The sequence below is a fragment of the Streptomyces sp. Act143 genome (assembly GCF_003143935.1).
Lineage (GTDB): Bacteria > Actinomycetota > Actinomycetes > Streptomycetales > Streptomycetaceae > Streptomyces.
Genome location: NZ_QFRX01000001.1, coordinates 8,069,186 through 8,089,219 on the forward strand (window position 1 = coordinate 8,069,186; position 20,034 = coordinate 8,089,219).

General features: G+C 71.1%; 15 protein-coding genes and 3 pseudogenes. 14 read left to right on the forward strand and 4 right to left on the reverse strand.

Features of this window, described 5'->3' with window-relative positions; genetic code table 11:
- Nucleotides 1-52: 52 nt before the first annotated feature.
- A complete protein-coding gene (locus DI272_RS36835; protein WP_109499507.1) occupies nucleotides 53-514 on the forward strand; it encodes a DUF4231 domain-containing protein in 462 nt (153 codons plus the stop codon).
- 15 nt (nucleotides 515-529) lie between these two features.
- On the opposite strand, the pseudogene DI272_RS36840 reads toward DI272_RS36835, so the two are convergent.
- Nucleotides 530-888, reverse strand: a pseudogene (locus DI272_RS36840) (YceI family protein); the annotation flags it as partial.
- Nucleotides 889-941: 53 nt separating this feature from the next.
- Between DI272_RS36840 and DI272_RS36845 the strand changes: the two are divergent.
- Nucleotides 942-1,797 (forward strand): annotated as a pseudogene (locus DI272_RS36845) (helix-turn-helix transcriptional regulator).
- 7 nt (nucleotides 1,798-1,804) lie between these two features.
- On the opposite strand, the gene DI272_RS36850 reads toward DI272_RS36845, so the two are convergent.
- The 3 genes from DI272_RS36850 to DI272_RS36860 all read right to left on the reverse strand — a co-directional run bounded on the left by DI272_RS36850 (nucleotide 1,805) and on the right by DI272_RS36860 (nucleotide 4,975).
- A complete protein-coding gene (locus tag DI272_RS36850; protein WP_109499508.1) occupies nucleotides 1,805-2,716 on the reverse strand; it encodes a carbohydrate kinase in 912 nt (303 codons plus the stop codon).
- A complete protein-coding gene (locus DI272_RS36855) occupies nucleotides 2,713-3,768 on the reverse strand; it encodes a LacI family DNA-binding transcriptional regulator (protein WP_109499509.1) in 1,056 nt (351 codons plus the stop codon). Before DI272_RS36855 ends, DI272_RS36850 begins: the two co-directional genes overlap by 4 nt.
- Nucleotides 3,769-4,015: 247 nt before the next feature.
- Entirely contained in the window at nucleotides 4,016-4,975 is a 960-nt protein-coding gene (locus DI272_RS36860) for a hypothetical protein (RefSeq protein WP_109499510.1), read from the reverse strand.
- A 558-nt stretch (nucleotides 4,976-5,533) separates the two neighbouring features.
- Here DI272_RS36860 and uvrC point away from each other — a divergent pair.
- The 12 genes and pseudogenes from uvrC to DI272_RS45735 form a co-directional block, all read left to right on the forward strand.
- Nucleotides 5,534-7,654, forward strand: coding sequence for an excinuclease ABC subunit UvrC (gene uvrC, locus DI272_RS36865; RefSeq protein WP_109499512.1), 2,121 nt, complete (start codon nucleotides 5,534-5,536; stop codon nucleotides 7,652-7,654).
- The gene (rapZ, locus tag DI272_RS36870; protein ID WP_109499513.1) at nucleotides 7,651-8,640 is read left to right on the forward strand and encodes an RNase adapter RapZ; all 990 of its coding nucleotides are present in this window, start codon (nucleotides 7,651-7,653) and stop codon (nucleotides 8,638-8,640) included. The genes uvrC and rapZ overlap by 4 nt, the downstream gene beginning before the upstream one ends.
- Nucleotides 8,637-9,713: a uridine diphosphate-N-acetylglucosamine-binding protein YvcK gene (gene yvcK / locus DI272_RS36875; protein ID WP_109499514.1), complete on the forward strand. Its 1,077-nt coding sequence runs from the start codon at nucleotides 8,637-8,639 to the stop codon at nucleotides 9,711-9,713. Before rapZ ends, yvcK begins: the two co-directional genes overlap by 4 nt.
- Nucleotides 9,704-10,693, forward strand: coding sequence for a DNA-binding protein WhiA (gene whiA, locus DI272_RS36880; RefSeq protein WP_031057649.1), 990 nt, complete (start codon nucleotides 9,704-9,706; stop codon nucleotides 10,691-10,693). The genes yvcK and whiA overlap by 10 nt, the downstream gene beginning before the upstream one ends.
- 146 nt (nucleotides 10,694-10,839) lie before the next feature.
- The gene (locus DI272_RS36885; protein WP_109499516.1) at nucleotides 10,840-13,791 is read left to right on the forward strand and encodes a M14 family metallopeptidase; all 2,952 of its coding nucleotides are present in this window, start codon (nucleotides 10,840-10,842) and stop codon (nucleotides 13,789-13,791) included.
- Nucleotides 13,792-14,046: 255 nt separating this feature from the next.
- Entirely contained in the window at nucleotides 14,047-15,057 is a 1,011-nt protein-coding gene (gene gap / locus DI272_RS36890; RefSeq protein ID WP_109499517.1) for a type I glyceraldehyde-3-phosphate dehydrogenase, read from the forward strand.
- A 122-nt stretch (nucleotides 15,058-15,179) separates the two neighbouring features.
- A complete protein-coding gene (locus tag DI272_RS36895; protein WP_109499519.1) occupies nucleotides 15,180-16,391 on the forward strand; it encodes a phosphoglycerate kinase in 1,212 nt (403 codons plus the stop codon).
- Nucleotides 16,392-16,397: 6 nt separating this feature from the next.
- Complete coding sequence (tpiA, locus tag DI272_RS36900) at nucleotides 16,398-17,174, forward strand: triose-phosphate isomerase (RefSeq protein ID WP_109499520.1); 777 nt, start codon at nucleotides 16,398-16,400, stop codon at nucleotides 17,172-17,174.
- A gap of 102 nt (nucleotides 17,175-17,276) precedes the next feature.
- Nucleotides 17,277-17,507 (forward strand): preprotein translocase subunit SecG, encoded by a 231-nt coding sequence (secG, locus tag DI272_RS36905; RefSeq protein ID WP_181387571.1) that lies wholly within the window; start codon nucleotides 17,277-17,279, stop codon nucleotides 17,505-17,507.
- Between the two features lie 199 nt (nucleotides 17,508-17,706).
- Nucleotides 17,707-18,042: an RNA polymerase-binding protein RbpA gene (locus tag DI272_RS36910; protein WP_003957010.1), complete on the forward strand. Its 336-nt coding sequence runs from the start codon at nucleotides 17,707-17,709 to the stop codon at nucleotides 18,040-18,042.
- Between the two features lie 184 nt (nucleotides 18,043-18,226).
- On the forward strand, nucleotides 18,227-19,495 hold the full coding sequence (locus tag DI272_RS36915) for an MFS transporter (RefSeq protein ID WP_109499523.1): 1,269 nt from the start codon (nucleotides 18,227-18,229) through the stop codon (nucleotides 19,493-19,495).
- 53 nt (nucleotides 19,496-19,548) lie between these two features.
- A pseudogene (locus tag DI272_RS45735) lies at nucleotides 19,549-20,034 on the forward strand (glucose-6-phosphate isomerase); the annotation flags it as partial.

Sequence of the window (20,034 nt, forward strand, 5' to 3'; positions counted from 1 at the left end):
GCATCAAGCGCCGAGCATCAAGCACCAAGTGCCTTGCAGCAGGGGGGAATCCATGCCTGAACCCGCCATCCCGGCATCCAGAAGCACGTCACCGGACCGCCGTGAGGAAAGGCCCGCGGACGTCGTGTGGAAGCGTCTGCAGGACCAGATCCGCTGGTTCGACGAGAAGAGCGAGTCCGCCCAACACCAGTTCAGGCGCCTGAAGATGGCCACTTTGATCCTCGCGGCGGGCATCCCCGTCGCCGTGGCGGCCTCCGCGCCGAACTGGGTCGCGGCGCTGATGGGCGCTCTGGTCGCGGTCGTCGAAGGCGCCCAGCAGCTCTTCAAGTACCAGGAGAACTGGATCAGTTACCGCTCGGTCTGCGAGGGCCTGCGCCGCGAGGAGCACCTGTACCTGGCGCAGGCCGGCCCCTACGCGACCGCCCAGAACCCGGAACTCCTGCTCGCCGAACAGGTGGAGAAGCTCGCGAGCCAGGAGACCACGCAGTGGGCCGAGCGCGAGGCGGCGAACTGACTCAGGACACCAGCGCGGCTCCATGAACTGCATGTCCAGCTGAATCCTCACCACGTCCCCCAGGAACCCGGCCCCGAGATCCAGCCCGAAATCGCTGCGCCGGATCTCACCCGTCGCCTCGAAACCGGCGTGCCTGCGCCGACCCACCGGCGAGTCCACCACGCCGCCGAACGCGACGGCGAGCGTCATGGGCCAGGTCACGTCCCCGATCGTCAACTCGCCCTCCATCGACCAGTCCTCGCCCTCCCCGGTCACCCGCACCGAGCGGTCTCACCGGCGTACGGCGCGGCCGTCACCTCGGCGAAGCGTCCGCGCACCTTGGCGATCCCGAGGTGGCGGACGGTGAAGTTGACGGCCGAGCGCAGCGGGCGAAGAGTGGTCGTGGCAAGGCCACCCTCCGCCGTGCGCCGCGTTGTACGTTCGCGGGGTGAGCGGCAACGAGTCGGGCACCTTCCTGCACACCCGCCGCGAAGCCGTCACCCCCGCCGACGCGGGACTGCCCGCCGGTCCCCGCCGCCGCACCCCCGGTCTGCGCCGCCCCGAGCCGGCCACGCTCGCCGGCATCGGCGTCGAGTACCTCACCCGCCTGGAACAGGGCCGCGACCGCAACCCCTCGCCCCAGGGGCTCGGCGCCCTCGGGGACGCGTTGCGGCTGCCCGGCCCCGACCGGTTCCTGCTGCGCCGACTGGCCAAGCAGACCGGCGCGGACAAGGTGTTCTGCGCCTCGGCCGTGGCCCCCACCCACACCGTGCGCCCGACCGTGCGGGCTCTCCTCGACCGCCTGGAACCCACCCGGCCGTGCTGCTCAACCGGATCGGCGACATCGTCGCCTTCACCCGCGGATACGAGTGCGTCGCCCGCCCGCTCGGTCTGCTCGACGGTCATCCGCCCAACATCGTGCGCTATCTGTTCACCGACGACCGGGCCCGCGCCGCCTACCCCCACTGGGACCGCCTCGCCGACGCACAGGTGGCTCACCTGCGGCACGAGGCATCCCCGCACGATCCCCATGTCGCCGCCCTGGCGGACGAGTTGACGGTCGTCGCGGGCGCGGTCCGCACCGACCGGCTCGCCGCGGTTCGCTGTCTGCCCCACCGGTTCGGCACCGACCTCGTCGACCATCCCGAGGCGGGCCGGCTACGTCTGCCGTACGAGACGCCGGCCCTCTCGGAGGACGGCCGGCGCGTGATGGTCCACCTCCCGGCGGACGAGGCCACCGCCACCGCCCTCGACCGGCTCAACGGCCGCACGCCGCGGGCGCACTGCGCGCGGTCCGCGGCTGAACGCCCGCTAGATCCCCGCCACTTCGCCTGCGTACGGCGGTTCCGCCCCGGCCCGTGAGCAGGTGACCGCCGCCGCACGTGCCGCGAACCGCAGCAGCCGCGCCCAGTCGTCCCGGGACAGCGCCTCAAGGGCCTTTGCGGACAGGGCGTCGAGGGCGGACAGGCCGTGCAGCAGGGCCGCGTTCACGGTGTCGCCGGCGCCGATCGTGTCGACGACGTCGACCTCCTCGCCCGGCACCGAGTGCACACCCCCGTCCCGGGTGAACGCGGTCAGCCCGTCGCCGCCCTGCGTGATGACCACGGCCGACGGGCCGGAGGCCAGCCACTCGCGCGGAGTGCCGCCCAGCCACAGCGCGTCCTCCTCGGAGAGCTTGAGCAGCGACACCGACGGCAGCCAGCTCTTGAACCGCGCCCGGTAGGCGTCCGGGTCCGGGATCAGCCCGGCGCGGATGTTGGGGTCGAGCGCGGTGAACACCCCCTGCGCCGCCGCCATCCGCATCAGCTCCTCGTAGGCGCTCGCGCCCGGCTCCAGCACGAGCGAGCAGGTGCCGAAGGACACCGCGCGCGTGCCGGTTGGGAGCCGCTCGGGGGCCGTGAACAGGCGGTCGGCGGTGCCGTCTACGTAGAAGGAGTAGGCGGCCGAGCCGTGCGCGTCGATCGTGGCCACGGCCAGGGTGGTCGGCTCCGTGCCGCGCTGGACGGCCGACACGTCCACCGACGCCTGCCGCAGCCCGTCCAGCAGTGCCTCGCCGAACGCGTCGGACGACGTACGGGAGCAGAAGGCGGTGGGGGAGCCGAGGCGGCCGAGGGCGACGGCGGTGTTGTACGGGCCGCCGCCGAGCGCCGGCGTCAGCCCCGCCAGGGCTCCCGGACCCTGCGGTACCAGATCGATGAGGGCCTCACCGGCGACGACGATCACGAGTCGGTTCCTTTCTCGGCGGGGGAGGGCGGCGCGGTCCGGGCCGGGGCCTCGGCGCAGCCGCACGAGCTGCGGTGGACGAATGCGCAGGGCAGGCGCACGGTCCGGGCCGGCCGGTCCGGGGCGGCCAGGCGGGCCAGCAGCACCCGGACCGCCTCCGCGCCGAGCTCCTTGCTGGGCTGGGCGATCGCGGTGAGCCGGGGCGAGAAGAGGTCGGCCCAGGCGAAATCGTCGAAGCAGCACAGCGCGAGGTCGCCGGGCACGGACAGACTGCGGTCGCGCAGGGTGCGCAGGGCGCCGATGGTCATCGCGTTGTTGGCCGTGACGAGGGCCGTGGGCGGGTCGGCGAGGGACAGCAGGGCGGCGGTCGCCCGCTCGGCACCGGCCGCCTCGGAGTCGCCGTGCGCGACGAGCCCGTCGTCGTACGGCAGCCCGGCGGCCGTCAGGCCGGACCGGTACCCGGCGAGCCGCTCCGCGCTGGTGCTGAGCCCGGGCAGCCCCGCGACCACGCCGATCCGCCGGTGGCCGAGCCCGGCGAGATGGGTGACCAGCCGGCTCGTCGGGCCGGCGTTCTCGGCGCAGACCTGGTCGAAGTGCGGCGGGCCGTCGACCACCCGGTCCAGGAGCACGGTCGGCACCCGGTGTCGGTCGAGGTAGGCGAGCAGGTCCCCGGGCTCCGCGGAGGGCGCGATGATCATGCCGTCCACCCGCCGCTCGTGCAGCAGCTGGACGACCTTGCGCTCATGGGCGGGGTCGTCGTGCGGGTCGGCGATGAGGAGGCTGTAGCCCTGTCGCAGGGCCTCGGCCTCGACGCCCTGGAGGATCTCCGTGAAGTACGGGTTGCTGATCGCCGACACCGCGAGGCCGATGGACCGGGTGCGGGACGTCACCAGGGAACGGGCGAGGGTGTTGGGCGTGTAGCCCAGCTCGTCCACGGCGTCCAGAACGGCCTGGCGGGTGTGGGGGAGGACCGGCCGGGTGCCGTTGAGCACATGCGAGACGGTCGCCACGGAGACGCCCGCGCTGCGTGCCACGTCGGCCATGGTCGGCATGGCGCCCCCTTCCCTCCCGGCAATACCTTCAGGCCGGGAACGTATCCCATCCGGCGCCGCGCGTAAACGCTTGCGCAAGCGTTTACGCGCGGTAGCGGACCGGCCTGGGTCCGGTACCCGATCCGGGGTGCGCTGCCGCGGCAGCCGCGCTCTCGCCCCCGGGGAGTCCGCCTACTCCCAGTCCTGCCCGAACCCGATCCGGAGGGCGCTCCCGCGGCAGCCGCGCTCCCGCCCCCGGGGAGTCCGCCTACTCCCAGTCCCACCCGATCCCCACGATGCCGCTGCGCACCCGTGGCTCGACGATGTGGACCGAGCGGTGCAGCCCGGCGAGGGCCAGTTCCTGGCGGCCGCTGCGCGGGGCGGCCGGCGAGTGCTGGGTGAAGCGGTGGCAGCGGGCCGGCAGCGCGTTCGCGTCGAAGAGCACCTGGAGCGCGTACTGGCCCCCTGCCGGGCCGAATCCGCGAACGTACTCGCGCGAGACGCCGGCTGTGCCGTCCTCGATGGCGTAGCGGAACAGGAACGTCTCGCCGGCCCGGAGCCGGGTGTCGAAGAGCAGCTCGGCGACGAGCACCCCGGTGTCGTGGTGCAGCCGGACACGTCCCGTCCGGCAGTTCTCCAGGGCGTGCACCCGCATCCGCTCCGGCACGCACCCCGGGTCGCCGTGGTGGACGGCCACGAAGCGGTCGACGCCGTCCTTGTGGGCGCGCACGATGTGGTGCGACTCGCGTCCGAGGAGTTCCCGGTGCCCGCCGATCCGGACCCGCTCGTGGTGCCCGAGGGTGTGCAGCCCACCGTCGACGGGCGAGCCCAGCTCGGCGAGCAGCCGGTTCAGGGCGCCCGAGGCCTCGACGAGGGAGCGGTAGGAGCGGGCGGCGGGGCGCTGGCCGGTCGCGCTGTCGTCGCTCTCGGCGAGCAGCCTGATCAACGACTCCTCCGGCAGCTGGAGGATCTCCTCCAGGGCGCGGACGGCGCGCAATGACTCGGGGCGCTGCGGACGGCGCGCCCCCTGCTGCCAGTAACTCAGGCTGGTGACGCCGACTTTGACCCCGTGGCGTGACAGGTGGTGCTGCACACGCTGGAGCGGCAGCCCGCGGGCGGCGATCGCGGCACGCAGGGCCACATGGAAGGGGCCGCCTCGCAGGGCCGAGTCCAGTTCCGCGGTGGCGACGACGGCGGCGACGTCCGCGTGCTGTGTGGCGTGCGGCATGCAGGGGCCTTTCTGTGGGTGTTCGCAACGGCTGGTCAGACCGTGCGTGGGGATCTCCTCGGGGCCACCCCGTCGGCGCGGCGACGTTCTTGTGTACGTACGCAGCCGCTTCCGTGCGCCGTCGTTCACGGCCCCGAGTTCCCCCGCATTGAAGCGTGTTGACCTAGTCCCGACAACACCTTCTGACCAACAGCGGCCCACGCGCGGCCGATACCTGACGGGTCGGGTCAAGTCGGCGCGCCGAGACGGTCGTTGCCGAGTGCGGCTCCGATGACCGGGGCGGAAGCGCCGACTGCCGGGGAGCCCGCGGGCCGGCCGGCGGCGACGACGATTCCCCGGCCTGTCGGACGTGCGAGCGTCCGCGGCGCGCGCGGGGGTCTGGGTGCGTCGTCCCGGGACGGTGGTGACGGGCGACACACCCAGGCCCCGGGAGATCGTCCGTCCGTGCCGGAGCAGGACCCCGCCCCGCCCCGCCCGGCGCGGTGCGGACGGCGGAGCGCCGGGGCCGTCGTCCACAGCCCCGCCGCACTGTCACCCCTCGCCAGTAGGGTGTGAAGCATGGCCGACCCCTCCAGCTACCGCCCCAGGCCGGGACAGATCCCGGACTCTCCCGGGGTCTACAGGTTCCGCGACGAGCACCGCCGGGTGATCTACGTCGGAAAGGCGAAGAGCCTGCGCCAGCGCCTGGCGAACTACTTCCAGGACCTGGCGAACCTGCACCCGCGGACCCGCAGCATGGTCACCACCGCCGCGTCCGTGGAGTGGACGGTGGTGTCCACGGAGGTCGAGGCCCTGCAGCTGGAGTACTCCTGGATCAAGGAGTACGACCCCCGGTTCAACGTCAAGTACCGCGACGACAAGAGCTACCCGTACCTCGCGGTGACGATGAACGAGGAGTTCCCGCGTGTGCAGGTGATGCGCGGTCACAAGAAGAAGGGCGTCAGGTATTTCGGGCCGTACGCGCACGCGTGGGCGATCCGCGACACCGTCGACCTCCTGCTGCGCGTCTTCCCCGTCCGCACCTGCTCCGCCGGCGTCTTCAAGAACGCTGCCCGCACCGGCCGCCCCTGCCTGCTGGGCTACATCGGCAAGTGCTCGGCACCCTGCGTCGGCCGGGTCTCGGCGGACGAACACCGCGAGCTCGCCGAGGAGTTCAGCGACTTCATGGCCGGCCGCACCGGCACCTACCTCCGCCGTCTGGAGAAGCAGATGACGGAGGCCGCCGAGGACATGGAGTACGAGCGGGCGGCCCGGCTGCGCGACGACATCGAGGCCCTGAAGAAGGCCATGGAGAAGAACGCGGTCGTGCTCGCCGACGCGACCGACGCCGACCTGATCGCGGTCGCCGAGGACGAGCTGGAGGCGGCCGTCCAGATCTTCCACGTGCGCGGCGGACGGGTGCGCGGCCAGCGCGGCTGGGTCACCGACAAGGTCGAGGAGATCACCACCGGTGCCCTCGTCGAGCACGCCCTGCAGCAGCTCTACGGCGAGGAGAGCGGCGACTCCGTCCCCAAGGAGGTCCTCGTCCCGGCCCTGCCCGACCCGGTCGAGCCGGTCCAGGAGTGGCTCACCGGCCGCCGCGGGTCCAACGTCTCGCTGCGCATCCCGCAGCGCGGCGACAAGAAGGCCCTGATGGAGACCGTCGCGCGCAACGCCCAGCAGGCGCTCGCGCTGCACAAGACCAAGCGCGCCTCCGACCTCACCACCCGCTCGCGCGCCCTGGAGGAGATCGCCGAGGCCCTCGACCTGGACAGCGCTCCGCTCAGGATCGAGTGCTACGACATCTCCCACCTCCAGGGCGACGACGTGGTGGCCTCCATGGTCGTCTTCGAGGACGGCCTCCAGCGCAAGAGCGAGTACCGCCGCTTCCAGATCAAGGGCTTCGAGGGCCAGGACGACGTCCGCTCCATGCACGAGGTCATCACCCGCCGCTTCAAGCGGTACATCGCCGAGAAGGAGAAGACCGGCGAGTGGGTCGACGACGCCTCGCAGGACGGCTCCCCGGGCGCCTCCCCGGGCACTTTCCCGGGCTCCTCCGCGGAAGGCGCTCCGGACGACTTCCGGGACGCCTCCGGGAACACCCTCACCGAGGACAGCGGCCGCCCCAAGAAGTTCGCCTACCCGCCCCAGCTCGTCGTCGTCGACGGCGGTCAGCCGCAGGTGGCCGCCGCCAAGAAGGCCCTCGACGAGCTCGGCATCGACGACGTCGCCGTCTGCGGCCTCGCCAAGCGCCTGGAGGAGGTGTGGCTGCCCGCCGAGGACGACCCGGTGGTGCTGCCCCGCACCAGCGAGGGCCTGTACCTCCTGCAGCGCGTCCGTGACGAGGCCCACCGCTTCGCGATCACCTACCAGCGCACCAAGCGCGCCAAGCGGTTCCGGTCGAGCCCCCTGGACGACGTGCCGGGCCTCGGGGACACCCGGAAGCAGGCGCTTCTGAAACATTTCGGCTCGTTGAAGAAACTTCGATCTGCCACTATCGATCAGATCTGTGAGGTTCCCGGCATAGGGCGTAAAACGGCCGAGACCATTGCCGTGGCCCTCGCCCAGGCGGCACCGGCCGCCCCTGCGGTGAACACAGCTACTGGCGAGATCATGGAAGAGGAACCCGGCACCATGGGTCCCGGAGGGGAGCCCGCGACGGCGGGCGCCCCGGACGAACGACGGGGGCAGGAGACATGAATGTGAACGAGCACGAAGGACCGAACGAACACCAAGGGCAACCGAGCCACACCGCAGACGGAGCACAGGTGAGTACGGGCACGAGTAAGGGCACGAACGGCGACGCGGCCGGAATCCCCGACGCGGCCATCCCCGAGCTGGTGATCATCTCCGGCATGTCCGGGGCCGGCCGGTCGACCGCCGCGAAGTGTCTGGAGGACCTCGGCTGGTTCGTCGTCGACAACCTGCCGCCCGCGCTGATCCCCACCATGGTGGAGCTCGGCGCCCGCTCGCAGGGCAACGTCGCCCGGATCGCGGTGGTCGTCGACGTCCGCGGCCGGCGCTTCTTCGACAACCTCCGCGAGTCCCTCGCCGACCTCGAGGCCAAGCACGTCACCCGGCGGATCGTCTTCCTGGAGTCCTCCGACGACGCCCTGGTGCGCCGCTTCGAGTCCGTGCGCCGCCCGCACCCCCTCCAGGGCGACGGCCGCATCGTCGACGGCATCGACGCCGAGCGCGAACTGCTGCGCGAGCTGCGCGGCGACGCCGACCTGGTCATCGACACGTCCAGCCTCAACGTGCACGAACTGCGGGCCAAGATGGACGCCCAGTTCGCCGGCGAGGAGGAGCCCGAGCTGCGGGCCACGGTCATGTCGTTCGGCTTCAAGTACGGCCTCCCGGTCGACGCCGACCTGGTCGTGGACATGCGCTTCCTGCCCAACCCGCACTGGGTCCCGGAACTGCGCCCCTACACCGGCCTGAACGAGGAGGTGTCGGCGTACGTCTTCAACCAGCCCGGCGCCAAGGAGTTCATCGACCGCTACAGCGAACTGCTCCAGCTCATCGCGGCCGGCTACCGCCGCGAGGGCAAGCGGTACGTGACCATCGCGGTCGGCTGCACCGGCGGCAAGCACCGCTCCGTGGCCACCTCCGAGAAGCTCGCCGCCCGCCTCGCCTCCCAGGGCGTGGAGACGGTGGTCGTACACCGGGACATGGGACGCGAATGACCGCACGTACTCCGCGGCTGGGCCGGCTCGGCAGGCTGGGCCGGACGGTGCCCGAGTCCCGCGCGGGCCGGCCCGTCGAGGCCCGGGGCGCCCGCCCGCGCCGCCGCGGCGCCCAGCCCAAGGTCGTCGCCCTCGGCGGCGGCATGGGGCTGTCCGCCTCGCTCGCCGCGCTGCGCCGGATCACCGGCGACCTCACCGCCGTGGTCACCGTGGCCGACGACGGCGGCTCCAGCGGGCGCCTGCGCGACGAGCTGGGCGTCCTGCCGCCCGGTGACCTGCGCAAGGCCCTGGCCGCCCTGTGCGGCGACGACGACTGGGGCCAGACCTGGGCCCGCGTCATCCAGCACCGCTTCCACTCCAAGGGTGACCTGCACGACCACGCGGTCGGCAATGTGCTGATCGTCGCCCTGTGGGAGCAGCTCGGCGACCATGTCCAGGCCCTCGACCTGGTCGGCAAGCTGCTCGGCGCGCACGGCCGGGTGCTGCCCATGTCCGCCGTACCCCTGGAGCTCCAGGCCCTGGTCAAGGGGCACGACCCGGAGCGGCCGGAGGACGTGGACACCGTCCGCGGCCAGGCCACCGTCGCCCTCACCCCGGGTGAGGTGCAGTCCGTGCACCTGGTGCCGCACGACCCGCCCGCCGTCCCCGAGGCGGTGGCCGCGGTCCTGGACGCGGACTGGGTGGTCCTCGGCCCCGGCTCCTGGTTCTCCTCCGTCATCCCGCACCTGCTGGTGCCGGAACTGCTGGACGCGCTCACGGAGACGAAGGCGCGCCGGGTACTCTCGCTGAACCTCGCCCCGCAGCCCGGAGAAACCGAAGGCTTCTCCCCGCAGCGTCATTTGGAGGTTTTGGGACGACACGCCCCTAAACTCGCCCTGGACGTGGTGCTGGCCGACGAGGCCGCCGTGCCGGACCGTGACTCGCTCGCCGACGCCGCCAAGCGGTTCGGCGCCGCGGTCGAGCTGGCCCCGGTGGCCCGGCCCGACGGAACCCCGAGGCACGACCCGGAGCTGTTGGCCGCCGCGTACGACCGTATTTTTCGGATGCATGGAAGGATCGGCCCATGGCGATGACGGCAGCGGTGAAGGACGAGATCTCCCGGCTCCCCGTCACCCGGACCTGCTGCAGAAAGGCGGAGGTCTCCGCCATCCTGCGGTTCGCCGGCGGCCTTCACCTGGTGAGCGGGCGCATCGTGATCGAGGCGGAGCTGGACACCGCGATGGCGGCCCGGCGGCTCAAGCGGGACATCCTGGAGATCTTCGGCCACAGCTCGGAGCTGATCGTGATGGCGCCGGGCGGACTGCGCCGCGGCTCGCGTTACGTCGTCCGGGTGGTTGCCGGCGGTGACCAGCTGGCCCGCCAGACCGGCCTGGTCGACGGCCGGGGCCGGCCGATCCGCGGCCTGCCGCCGCAGGTCGTCTCCGGGGCCACCTGTGACGCGGAGGCCGCCTGGCGCGGTGCCTTCCTGGCGCACGGCTCGCTCACCGAGCCCGGCCGTTCCTCGTCCCTGGAAGTGACCTGCCCGGGCCCCGAGGCCGCGCTCGCCCTGGTCGGCGCCGCCCGCCGCCTCTCCATCGCCGCGAAGGCCCGCGAGGTGCGCGGCGTGGACCGCGTGGTCGTGCGCGACGGCGACGCGATCGGCGCGCTGCTCACCCGGCTCGGCGCCCATGAGTCGGTGCTGGCCTGGGAGGAGCGCCGGATGCGCCGCGAGGTGCGGGCCACGGCGAACCGGCTCGCCAACTTCGACGACGCCAACCTGCGCCGCTCCGCCCGCGCGGCCGTCGCCGCCGGGGCCCGCGTGCAGCGCGCGCTGGAGATCCTCGCCGACGACGTGCCCGAGCACCTCGCCGCCGCCGGGCGGCTGCGCATGGAGCACAAGCAGGCCTCGCTGGAGGAGCTGGGCGCGCTCGCCGACCCGCCGCTGACCAAGGACGCCGTCGCCGGCCGTATCCGCCGGCTCCTGGCGATGGCCGACAAGCGCGCCTCCGACCTCGGCATCCCGGGCACGGAGTCCAGCATCACCGAGGAGATGGCCGACAATCTCGTCGGTTGATCAATAGTCAAGACGCCGGTGCCGCCGCCCACTTGGGTGAACGGCACCGGCTTTTGCATGTCTGTGAGGCACCCTTGACTGGATCATGAACTGTCATGAGCCTGGCATACGTTCGCTGCTGTGGCGGACCACCGCAAGGGGGGCACATGAGACGAAGAGCGAGACCGATCCTCGCCGTTGGCGCACTCCTTCTGGGCGGGGCGGGCCTCGCGCCTCTCGCCCAGGCCGCGGAGAGCGGCAGCTCTCCCGGTCCCGACGAGATCAAGGTCTTCCGGGCCGAGGTCACCGGCGCGCAGGTACCCCTGCTGCTGGCGGCCGGCCAGGACGGCCACGAACTGAGCGAGCAGGTCCCCGCGAAGGGCACCGCGACCGTCGAGGTCTACCTCACCGACAAACAGGCCGACAAGCTGGAGAAACAGGGCGTCGAGCTCACCGAGCACACCCTCTCTGCGAAGGCCGAGGACCGCGTCGAGGCCGCCGCCGACGGCGTGTACCGCCCCTACAGCGGCACCGGCGGCCTCAAGGCGGAGGTCCTCGCCACCGCCCAGGCCAACCCCGGCCTCACCAAGGCCGTCTCCATCGGCAAGACCGTCAACGGCCAGGACATCCTCGCGCTCAAACTGACCAAGAACGCGAAGCAGACCAAGGACGGCGCCAAGCCCGCCGTCCTGTACCTGTCCAACCAGCACGCGCGCGAGTGGATCACCCCGGAGATGACCCGCCGGCTGATGCACTACTACCTGGACCACTACAAGACCGACCAGCGCATCAAGAAGATCGTCGACTCCACCGAACTGTGGTTCGTGCTCTCGGCCAACCCCGACGGCTACGACTACACGTTCACCGGCACCGACCAGCGCTTGTGGCGCAAGAACCTGCGGGACAACAACGGCGACGGCTCCATCGCCATCGGCGACGGCGTCGACCTCAACCGCAACTTCGCCTACAAGTGGGGCTACGACAACGAGGGTTCGTCCCCCAACCCCACCAGCGAGACCTACCGCGGCGCGGGACCCGGCTCCGAGCCCGAGACCAAGGCACTGGACGCCTTCGAGAAGCGGATCGGCTTCACGTACGGCATCAACTACCACTCCGCCGCCGAACTCCTCCTCTACGGCGTCGGCTGGCAGGTGGCCACCGACACCCCGGACGACGTCATGTACAAGGCGCTCGCCGGCACCCCGGACAACTCCGCGATCCCCGGCTACCGGCCGCAGGTCTCCTCCGAGCTGTACACCACCAACGGCGAGGCGGACGGCCACGCGTCGAACGTCAACGGCCTGGCGATGTACACGCCCGAGATGTCGACCTGCCAGACCGCCTCGGACCTCGACCCGAACGACCAGTGGAACGCGGCCGACTGCCAGTCAGTGTTCAACTTCCCGGACGACGAGAAGCTGATCCAGCAGGAGTTCGAGAAGAACATCCCGTTCGCTCTCTCCGTTGCCGAGTCGGCGAAGCAGCCCGATCAGCCGAAGTCCTCGCTCGGTCTGAAGGCCGCCGACTTCACCCCGAAAACCTTCGCCACGTCCTACTCGCGCGGCGCCGACCAGGAGGTCTCCGTCGTCGTGCGCAGGGCCGTGCGCGACAAGGAGCTCAAGTACCGCGTCAACGGCGGCCACACGCACGACGTGCCGCTGCGCGCGTGGAAGGGCGGCGAGACGTACGGCGGTGAGGACAACCTCTACTTCGACGAGTACCGCGCCAAGGTCCCCGAAGGCGACCCTGGCGACAAGGTCGAGGTGTGGTTCACCGGCTGGACGCCCGACAAGAAGCGCACCTCCAGCCAGCACTTCACCTACACGGTCGCCGAACGCCCGCGCGCGAGCACGCTCGTGGTCGCCGAGGAGGGCGCTGCCGCCACGCAGGCCCAGACCTACGTCGACGCGCTGAAGGCCAACGGCCGCAAGGCGATCGTCTGGGACGTCGCGACCCAGGGCGCGCCCGACGCGCTCGGCGTCCTCGACCACTTCGGCACCGTCGTCCACTACACGGGCGCGAGCATTCCCGGCAACGCCACCCAGCTCCAGCTGCGCGCCTTCCTCAACGAGGGCGGCAAGCTGATCGAGGCGGGTGAGCGGGCCGGCGGCAGCGTCGACCTCGGCGGCGGCACCCTGTCGAACGACTTCAGCCAGTACTACCTGGGCGCCTTCACCCGCACCTCGCTGCCCAACGCCACCGCCTTCCAGGGCAGCGGCGAACTCGCCGGTGCCGGCGCGGCCCTCGGCGCGGCGCCGGGCAACCCGCTCGACACCGCCGGGTCGTTCAGCGTCACCTCCGACAACCTGCCGGTCGCCACGTTCCCGCAGTTCGCCAGCGCGGGCGCGGGCGGCTACCCCGGCACGGTCAACCCGTACGGGCCCTACGAGGGCGCCTCCATGGCCGCCGTCACGCACAGCGACTACGCCTGGAACCGTCTGACCCGCACCATCGACCTCACGAACGTGACCGCCGCACAGGCGCCCACGTTCCAGACCCGGATGCTGTGGAACACCGAGGAGGGCTACGACCACGCCGTCCTGGAGGCCCACACGACCGGGGCCGAGGACTGGACCACCCTCCCGGAGAAGAACGGCGCCACCAGCACCGCGGTGCCCGCCGAGTGCGAGGCCGGGTACTTCATCGCGGCCCACCCCGCGCTCAAGCGGTACCTGACACTCGGCGACGGCGGCTGCACGGCCTCCGGGACCAGCGGCCAGTGGAACAGCTTCACCGGGGCGTCGGCCGGCTGGCAGCAGGTCTCCTTCGACCTGTCCGCCTACGCCGGCAAGAAGGTCGAGATCTCGGTCAGTTACATCACCGACCCCGGCAGCGGCGGTCGCGGCGTCCTCGTCGACAACGCCTCGGTCGTCATCGGCGGCCAGGCGGTCGAGACCGAGGGCTTCGAGACCTCGCTGGGCGCCTGGAGCGTCCCCGGACCGCCCGCGGGCAGCCCGGCGGTCGTGAAGGACTGGGGGCGCGCCGGTGAGCTGTTCAAGACGTACGGCGCGGTCACCACGGACGACACCGTGCTGCTGGGCTTCGGCCTGGAGCACGTCACCGCGGCGGCCGACCGCACGGCACTGCTCGGAAAGGCGCTCGCGGCGCTCGACGGATGAGCGCGGACAAACACGGACGAGCGGGGAGCGCACTGGTCAACAGTGACTGACTCTCCGTAGTCAATTCGGGCCATAGAGCCTTTCGGCCCGGGCGGTCCGTACCCCTACTGGCGGGTACGGACCGCCTGCCCGTGTATGGGGCATCTCGATGTCACCGAGGAGGCGTCGGAGAGGTAGGGTCGTAGGCGGTCGGGGACATCCCAAACAGAGCTCGCCGGCACCGCATAGCCGGCGTACCAACGAGGAGATCGGTTCGTGACGATCCGCGTAGGCATCAACGGCTTCGGTCGTATCGGTCGCAACTACTTCCGCGCGCTGCTGGAGCAGGGTGCAGACATCGAGATCGTGGCTGTCAACGACCTGGGTGACACCGCGACCACCGCTCACCTGCTGAAGTACGACACCATCCTGGGCCGCCTCAAGGCCGAGGTGTCGCACACCGCCGACACGATCACGGTCGACGGTCACACCATCAAGGTGCTGTCGGAGCGCAACCCCGCCGACATCCCGTGGGGCGAGCTGGGCGTCGACATCGTCATCGAGTCGACCGGCATCTTCACCAAGAAGGCCGACGCCGAGAAGCACATCGCCGGTGGCGCGAAGAAGGTCCTGATCTCGGCTCCGGCCAAGGACGAGGACATCACCATCGTGATGGGTGTCAACCAGGACAAGTACGACCCGGCGAACCACCACGTCATCTCCAACGCCTCCTGCACCACCAACTGTGTGGCGCCGATGGCCAAGGTTCTCGACGAGAACTTCGGCATCGTCAAGGGCCTGATGACGACGGTCCACGCGTACACCAACGACCAGCGCATCCTGGACTTCCCGCACTCGGACCTGCGCCGCGCCCGCGCCGCCGCCGAGAACATCATCCCGACCACGACCGGTGCCGCGAAGGCCACCGCCCTGGTCCTCCCGCAGCTCAAGGGCAAGCTCGACGGCATCGCGATGCGCGTGCCGGTCCCGACCGGTTCGGCCACCGACCTGGTCGTCGAGCTCCAGCGCGAGGTCACCAAGGACGAGGTCAACGCCGCGTTCAAGAAGGCCGCCGACGACGGCGACCTCAAGGGCATCCTGTTCTACACCGAGGACCCGATCGTGTCCTCGGACATCGTCAGCGACCCGGCCTCCTGCACCTTCGACTCCTCCCTGACGATGGTCCAGGAGGGCAAGTCGGTGAAGATCCTCGGCTGGTACGACAACGAGTGGGGCTACTCCAACCGCCTCGTCGACCTGACGGTCTTCGTCGGCAACCAGCTCTGATCGACAGAGCAGGCAGCTTGATATGAGTGCAGGGCTCGGGCAGCGCGGCGGCGCGTTGTCCGAGCCCTCGCTCATGTGATCAGCTTTCGTACGAGCCAGAGCCCTCTCCAGGAGTCCCCTATATGAAGACGATCGACGAACTTCTCACCGAAGGCGTCGCAGGCAAGCGGGTCTTCGTCCGCGCCGACCTCAACGTGCCGCTGGCCGGCACCACCATCACCGACGACGGCCGTATCCGCGCGGTGCTGCCCACCGTCAAGGCGCTCGCCGAGGCGGGCGCCCGCGTGGTCGTCGCCTCGCACCTGGGCCGCCCCAAGGGCGCCCCGGACCCGGCGTTCTCCCTCGCCCCCGCCGCCGCGCGCCTCGGTGAACTCCTCGGCGCCGACGTCGCGTTCGCCACCGACACGGTCGGCGAGTCCGCCACGGCCACCGTCGCCGGCCTCACCGACGGCCAGGTCGCGGTCGTCGAGAACCTCCGCTTCAACGCCGGCGAGACCTCCAAGGACGACGCCGAGCGCGCCGCCTTCGCCGACCAGCTCGCCGCCCTCGCCGACGTCTACGTCGGTGACGGCTTCGGCGCGGTGCACCGCAAGCACGCCTCGGTCTTCGACCTCCCGGCCAAGCTGCCGCACTACGCCGGCTACCTCATCGCCACCGAGGTCGGCGTCCTGAAGAAGCTCACCGAGGACGTCCAGCGGCCCTACGCCGTGGCGCTCGGCGGCTCCAAGGTCTCCGACAAGCTGGCCGTCATCGACCAGCTCCTCGGCAAGGCCGACCGCATCCTCATCGGCGGCGGCATGGCCTTCACCTTCCTCAAGGCCCAGGGCCACGAGGTCGGCACCTCCCTCCTTCAGGAGGACCAGATCCCGGCCGTCACCGAGTACCTGGAGCGCGCCGAGAAGCTCGGCGTCGAGCTGGTCCTCCCGATCGACGTCGTGGTCTCCCCGGGCTTCCCGGACCTGAAGGCCAAGGCGCCCACCGAGCACACCGCCGTCGACGCGGACAAGATGCCCGAGGGCCAGCTGGGCCTCGACATCGGCCCGAAGACCGGTGAGCTGTACGCGAGCAAGCTCGCCGACGCCAGGACCGTGTTCTGGAACGGCCCCATGGGCGTCTTCGAGCACCCCGACTACGCCGAGGGCACCAGGGCGGTCGCCCAGGCCCTCGTCGACTCGGACGGCTTCACCGTCGTCGGCGGCGGAGACTCCGCCGCCGCCGTGCGCACGCTCGGCTTCGACGAGACCGCATTCGGCCACATCTCGACCGGCGGCGGCGCCTCCCTCGAATACCTCGAGGGCAAGACGCTCCCCGGCCTCGCCGCACTGGAGGACTGACCCTTTATGAGCACGCGCACGCCGCTGATGGCGGGCAACTGGAAGATGAACCTCAACCACCTCGAGGCCATCGCGCACGTCCAGAAGCTCGCCTTCGCCCTGGCCGACAAGGACTACGAGGCCGTCGAGGTCGCCGTCCTGCCCCCCTTCACCGACCTGCGCTCCGTGCAGACCCTGGTCGACGGCGACAAGCTGAAGATCAAGTACGGCGCCCAGGACATCTCGGCCCAGGACTCCGGCGCCTACACCGGCGAGATCTCCGGGGCGATGCTGGCCAAGCTGAAGTGCACGTACGTGGCCGTCGGCCACTCCGAGCGCCGCCAGTACCACGCCGAGACCGACGAGATCGTCAACGCCAAGGTCAAGGCCGCCTACAAGCACGGCCTGACCCCGATCCTGTGCGTCGGCGAGGAGCTGGACGTCCGCGAGGCGGGCAACCACGTCTCCCACACCCTCGCCCAGGTCGAGGGCGGTCTGAAGGACCTCCCCGCCGAGCAGGCCGAGTCCATCGTGATCGCCTACGAGCCCGTGTGGGCCATCGGCACCGGCAAGGTCTGCGGCGCCGAGGACGCCCAGGAGGTCTGCGCCGCCATCCGCGGCAAGATCGCCGAGCTGTACACCCAGGAGCTGGCCGACCAGGTCCGCATCCAGTACGGCGGCTCCGTGAAGTCCGGCAATGTCGCCGAGATCATGGCGCAGGCCGACATCGACGGGGCGCTCGTGGGCGGTGCGTCGCTCGATGCCGACGAGTTCGTCAAGATCGTGCGCTTCCGCGACCAGTAAGTATGCGGTAGCGGCGATACGTCGTACCCTTGCGGGGGCACAGCCCGGTGGCTGTGCCCCTGTCGTCCGTCCAGATCCGAGGAAGTTGGTCCAGCCGTGGTTATGGGGTTCTCGATCGCCCTGATCGTCTTCAGCGCGCTGATGATGCTGCTGGTGCTGATGCACAAGGGCAAGGGTGGCGGCCTCTCCGACATGTTCGGCGGCGGCATGCAGTCGTCCGTCGGCGGTTCCTCCGTCGCCGAGCGCAACCTCGACCGGATCACCATCGTGGTCGGTCTGCTGTGGTTCGCGTGCATCATCGTGCTCGGTCTCCTCATCAAGACGAACAACTGACCGCCACGCACTTTCCGTACGTAAGGCCCCATGTTCGGTACGCGCCCCTGAGCGCGGCCTATCATGGGGCTTGCGTCTAGATGTGGGGGCTGTAACTCCAATCACTGGACGCGCGTTGGGCCTTACGTAGACTGAGGCGCTCGCAACGAAGCGAAACGCCGACTCGCTTCGCGGCACCATCACGCAGGGAGTTACGACCGTGGCAAGTGGCAACGCGATCCGAGGAAGCCGGGTCGGGGCGGGGCCGATGGGCGAGGCCGAGCGGGGCGAGTCCGCGCCCCGCCTGCGCATCTCCTTCTGGTGCTCCAACGGGCACGAGACGCAGCCCAGCTTCGCCAGCGACGCGCAGGTTCCCGACACCTGGGACTGCCCGCGCTGCGGCTTCCCCGCCGGACAGGACCGGGACAACCCGCCGGACCCGCCGCGCACCGAGCCGTACAAGACGCACCTCGCGTACGTACGGGAGCGGCGCAGCGACGCGGACGGCGAGGCGATCCTCGCCGAGGCGCTCGCCAAACTGCGGGGCGAGATCTAGGCCCACCCGGCATGATCCGCCGGGTCGGCCCTGGGAGTTGAGAGCCGGCCGGGCACCGAGGGGTGTCTGGCCGGAGCTGTTTTCGCCCTGGTCGCCCGAGTTATCCACAGGCCCGGCCGGCTGTCAGTGGTGACCTCTACGGTTTGTGCATCGCTTCGGTGCAGGTGAATCGTCAGGGGGAGCTGTGGCTACGGTCGAGGTGGCGGGCGTGCGTGCGCCCGCATGGCGTGGGGGATTCGGACGCCTCTGGGGTGCCGCCGTGCTCTCCAGCTTCGGAGACGCGCTGCGTACGGCCGCGCTGCCCCTGCTGGCCACCACCCTGACCGACGAGCCGCTGGCGATAGCGGCGGTCACCGCCTGCGGCTATCTGCCCTGGCTGGTCTTCGGGCTGCTCGGCGGCGCCGTCGCCGACCGCGTGGACCAGCGGCGCGCGATGTGGACCGTGGATGCCCTGCGAGGTGTGCTCGTCGCCTGCTTCGCGGTCGCCGTGGGCCTCGGCCACGCCTCCATCGGCCTGCTGATCGCGCTCGCTTTCGCCCTGACCACGTTCCAGACCCTCTTCGACAACGCCTCCACGGCCCTGCTGCCGTCCCTCGTCGACAGCGACGCCCTCGGCAGCGCCAACGCCCGCCTGATGACCGGGCAGAAGATCGCGGGGGGACTGCTGGGCGCCCCCGTCGTGCCGCTGCTGCTGGCGGGCGGCGCGGCAGTGCCCTTCGCGGCCGACGCGGCGACCTTCCTGCTGGCCGCCGCCGTGGTGGCCTCCCTGCGGCCGGTCGCACCCGCCCGCAAGCCCGGACCGGCGGGCAGCACCCTGCGCCGCGAGATCACCGAGGGCCTGCGCACCCTGGCCCGCGACCGGGCCCTGCGCGGCCTGTGCGCCGCCACCGCCCTGTGCAACATCGGCGTGGGCGCCCTGATCGCCACCATGGTCCTGCTGGTGACCGGCTGGCTGGACGCGGGCCGCACCGGCTACGCGGCGGCGACGACCGCCTGCACCGTCGGCGCCCTGACCGGTGGAGCGGTCAACCGCCGGCTCGTCTCGCGGCTGGGGCGGGTGCGGGCGGTGCTGCTCGCGGGGAGCGTGCAGATCGGGGCGCTCGTCGTCATGGGGACGGTGCACAGTCTGGTCGCGCTGGTCGCCGCGATGGCCCTCTTCGGGCTCATGGGCATGGTGTGGAACGTGAACACCACGACCCTCATGCAGCAGCGCAGCCCCGCCGAGATGCTCGGCCGGGTCAGTTCCGCCTTCCGGACCCTGGGTGTGGCCGGGGCGCCCATAGGAGCACTGCTGGGCGGTGCCGCCGCCACGGCCTGGGGACTCAACACCCCGGCACTGCTCGCCGCCGCGTTCTTCACGCTGTCCGTCGCGTCGTTGATACCGGCGTTCAAGCGGGACGTACCTGTTGTTGCACCGCAGGACGACATGACGACAGCTCACGTCACCCGCTGATCAATTAGGTTGGACCAGCTGGGACAGGCACGAACAGAAGGCGGAAGTCGGACATGAACGCAGACGGCCGTACCAGGCTCAACCAGACGCCCGAGTGGACCGCTCTGGCCAAGCACCGCGAGCAACTCGGCGAGGTGCGGCTGCGCGAGCTGTTCGCCGCCGACCCCGGGCGCGCCACCGGCTACACGGCGCAGGTCGGCGACCTGCACATCGACTACTCCAAGCACCTGGTCACCGACGAGACCCTGCGGCTGCTGCGCGAACTGGCCGCCGCGACCGACGTGTTCGGGCTGCGGGACGCCATGTTCCGCGGGGAGAAGATCAACACCACCGAGGACCGGGCCGTTCTGCACACCGCGCTGCGGGCGGCGCGGGACGCGGTGGTCGAGGTCGACGGCGAGAACGTCGTCCCCGCGGTGCACGCCGTCCTCGACAAGATGGCCGGCTTCGCCGACCGGGTCCGCTCGGGGGAGTGGACGGGCCACACCGGCAAGCGGATCAGGAACGTCGTCAACATCGGCATCGGCGGCTCCGACCTC

Excerpts from the sequence above, each read along its gene's own strand:
- DI272_RS36835 (WP_109499507.1), top strand. The coding sequence starts at position 53 with ATGCCTGAACCCGCCATCCCGGCATCCAGAAGCACGTCACCGGACCGC.
- DI272_RS36855 (WP_109499509.1), bottom strand. The coding sequence starts at position 3,768 with ATGCCGACCATGGCCGACGTGGCACGCAGCGCGGGCGTCTCCGTGGCG.
- DI272_RS36860 (WP_109499510.1), bottom strand. The coding sequence starts at position 4,975 with ATGCCGCACGCCACACAGCACGCGGACGTCGCCGCCGTCGTCGCCACC.
- uvrC (WP_109499512.1), top strand. The coding sequence starts at position 5,534 with ATGGCCGACCCCTCCAGCTACCGCCCCAGGCCGGGACAGATCCCGGAC.
- rapZ (WP_109499513.1), top strand. The coding sequence starts at position 7,651 with ATGAATGTGAACGAGCACGAAGGACCGAACGAACACCAAGGGCAACCG.
- yvcK (WP_109499514.1), top strand. The coding sequence starts at position 8,637 with ATGACCGCACGTACTCCGCGGCTGGGCCGGCTCGGCAGGCTGGGCCGG.
- whiA (WP_031057649.1), top strand. The coding sequence starts at position 9,704 with ATGGCGATGACGGCAGCGGTGAAGGACGAGATCTCCCGGCTCCCCGTC.
- DI272_RS36885 (WP_109499516.1), top strand. The coding sequence starts at position 10,840 with ATGAGACGAAGAGCGAGACCGATCCTCGCCGTTGGCGCACTCCTTCTG.
- DI272_RS36895 (WP_109499519.1), top strand. The coding sequence starts at position 15,180 with ATGAAGACGATCGACGAACTTCTCACCGAAGGCGTCGCAGGCAAGCGG.
- tpiA (WP_109499520.1), top strand. The coding sequence starts at position 16,398 with ATGAGCACGCGCACGCCGCTGATGGCGGGCAACTGGAAGATGAACCTC.
- secG (WP_181387571.1), top strand. The coding sequence starts at position 17,277 with ATGGGGTTCTCGATCGCCCTGATCGTCTTCAGCGCGCTGATGATGCTG.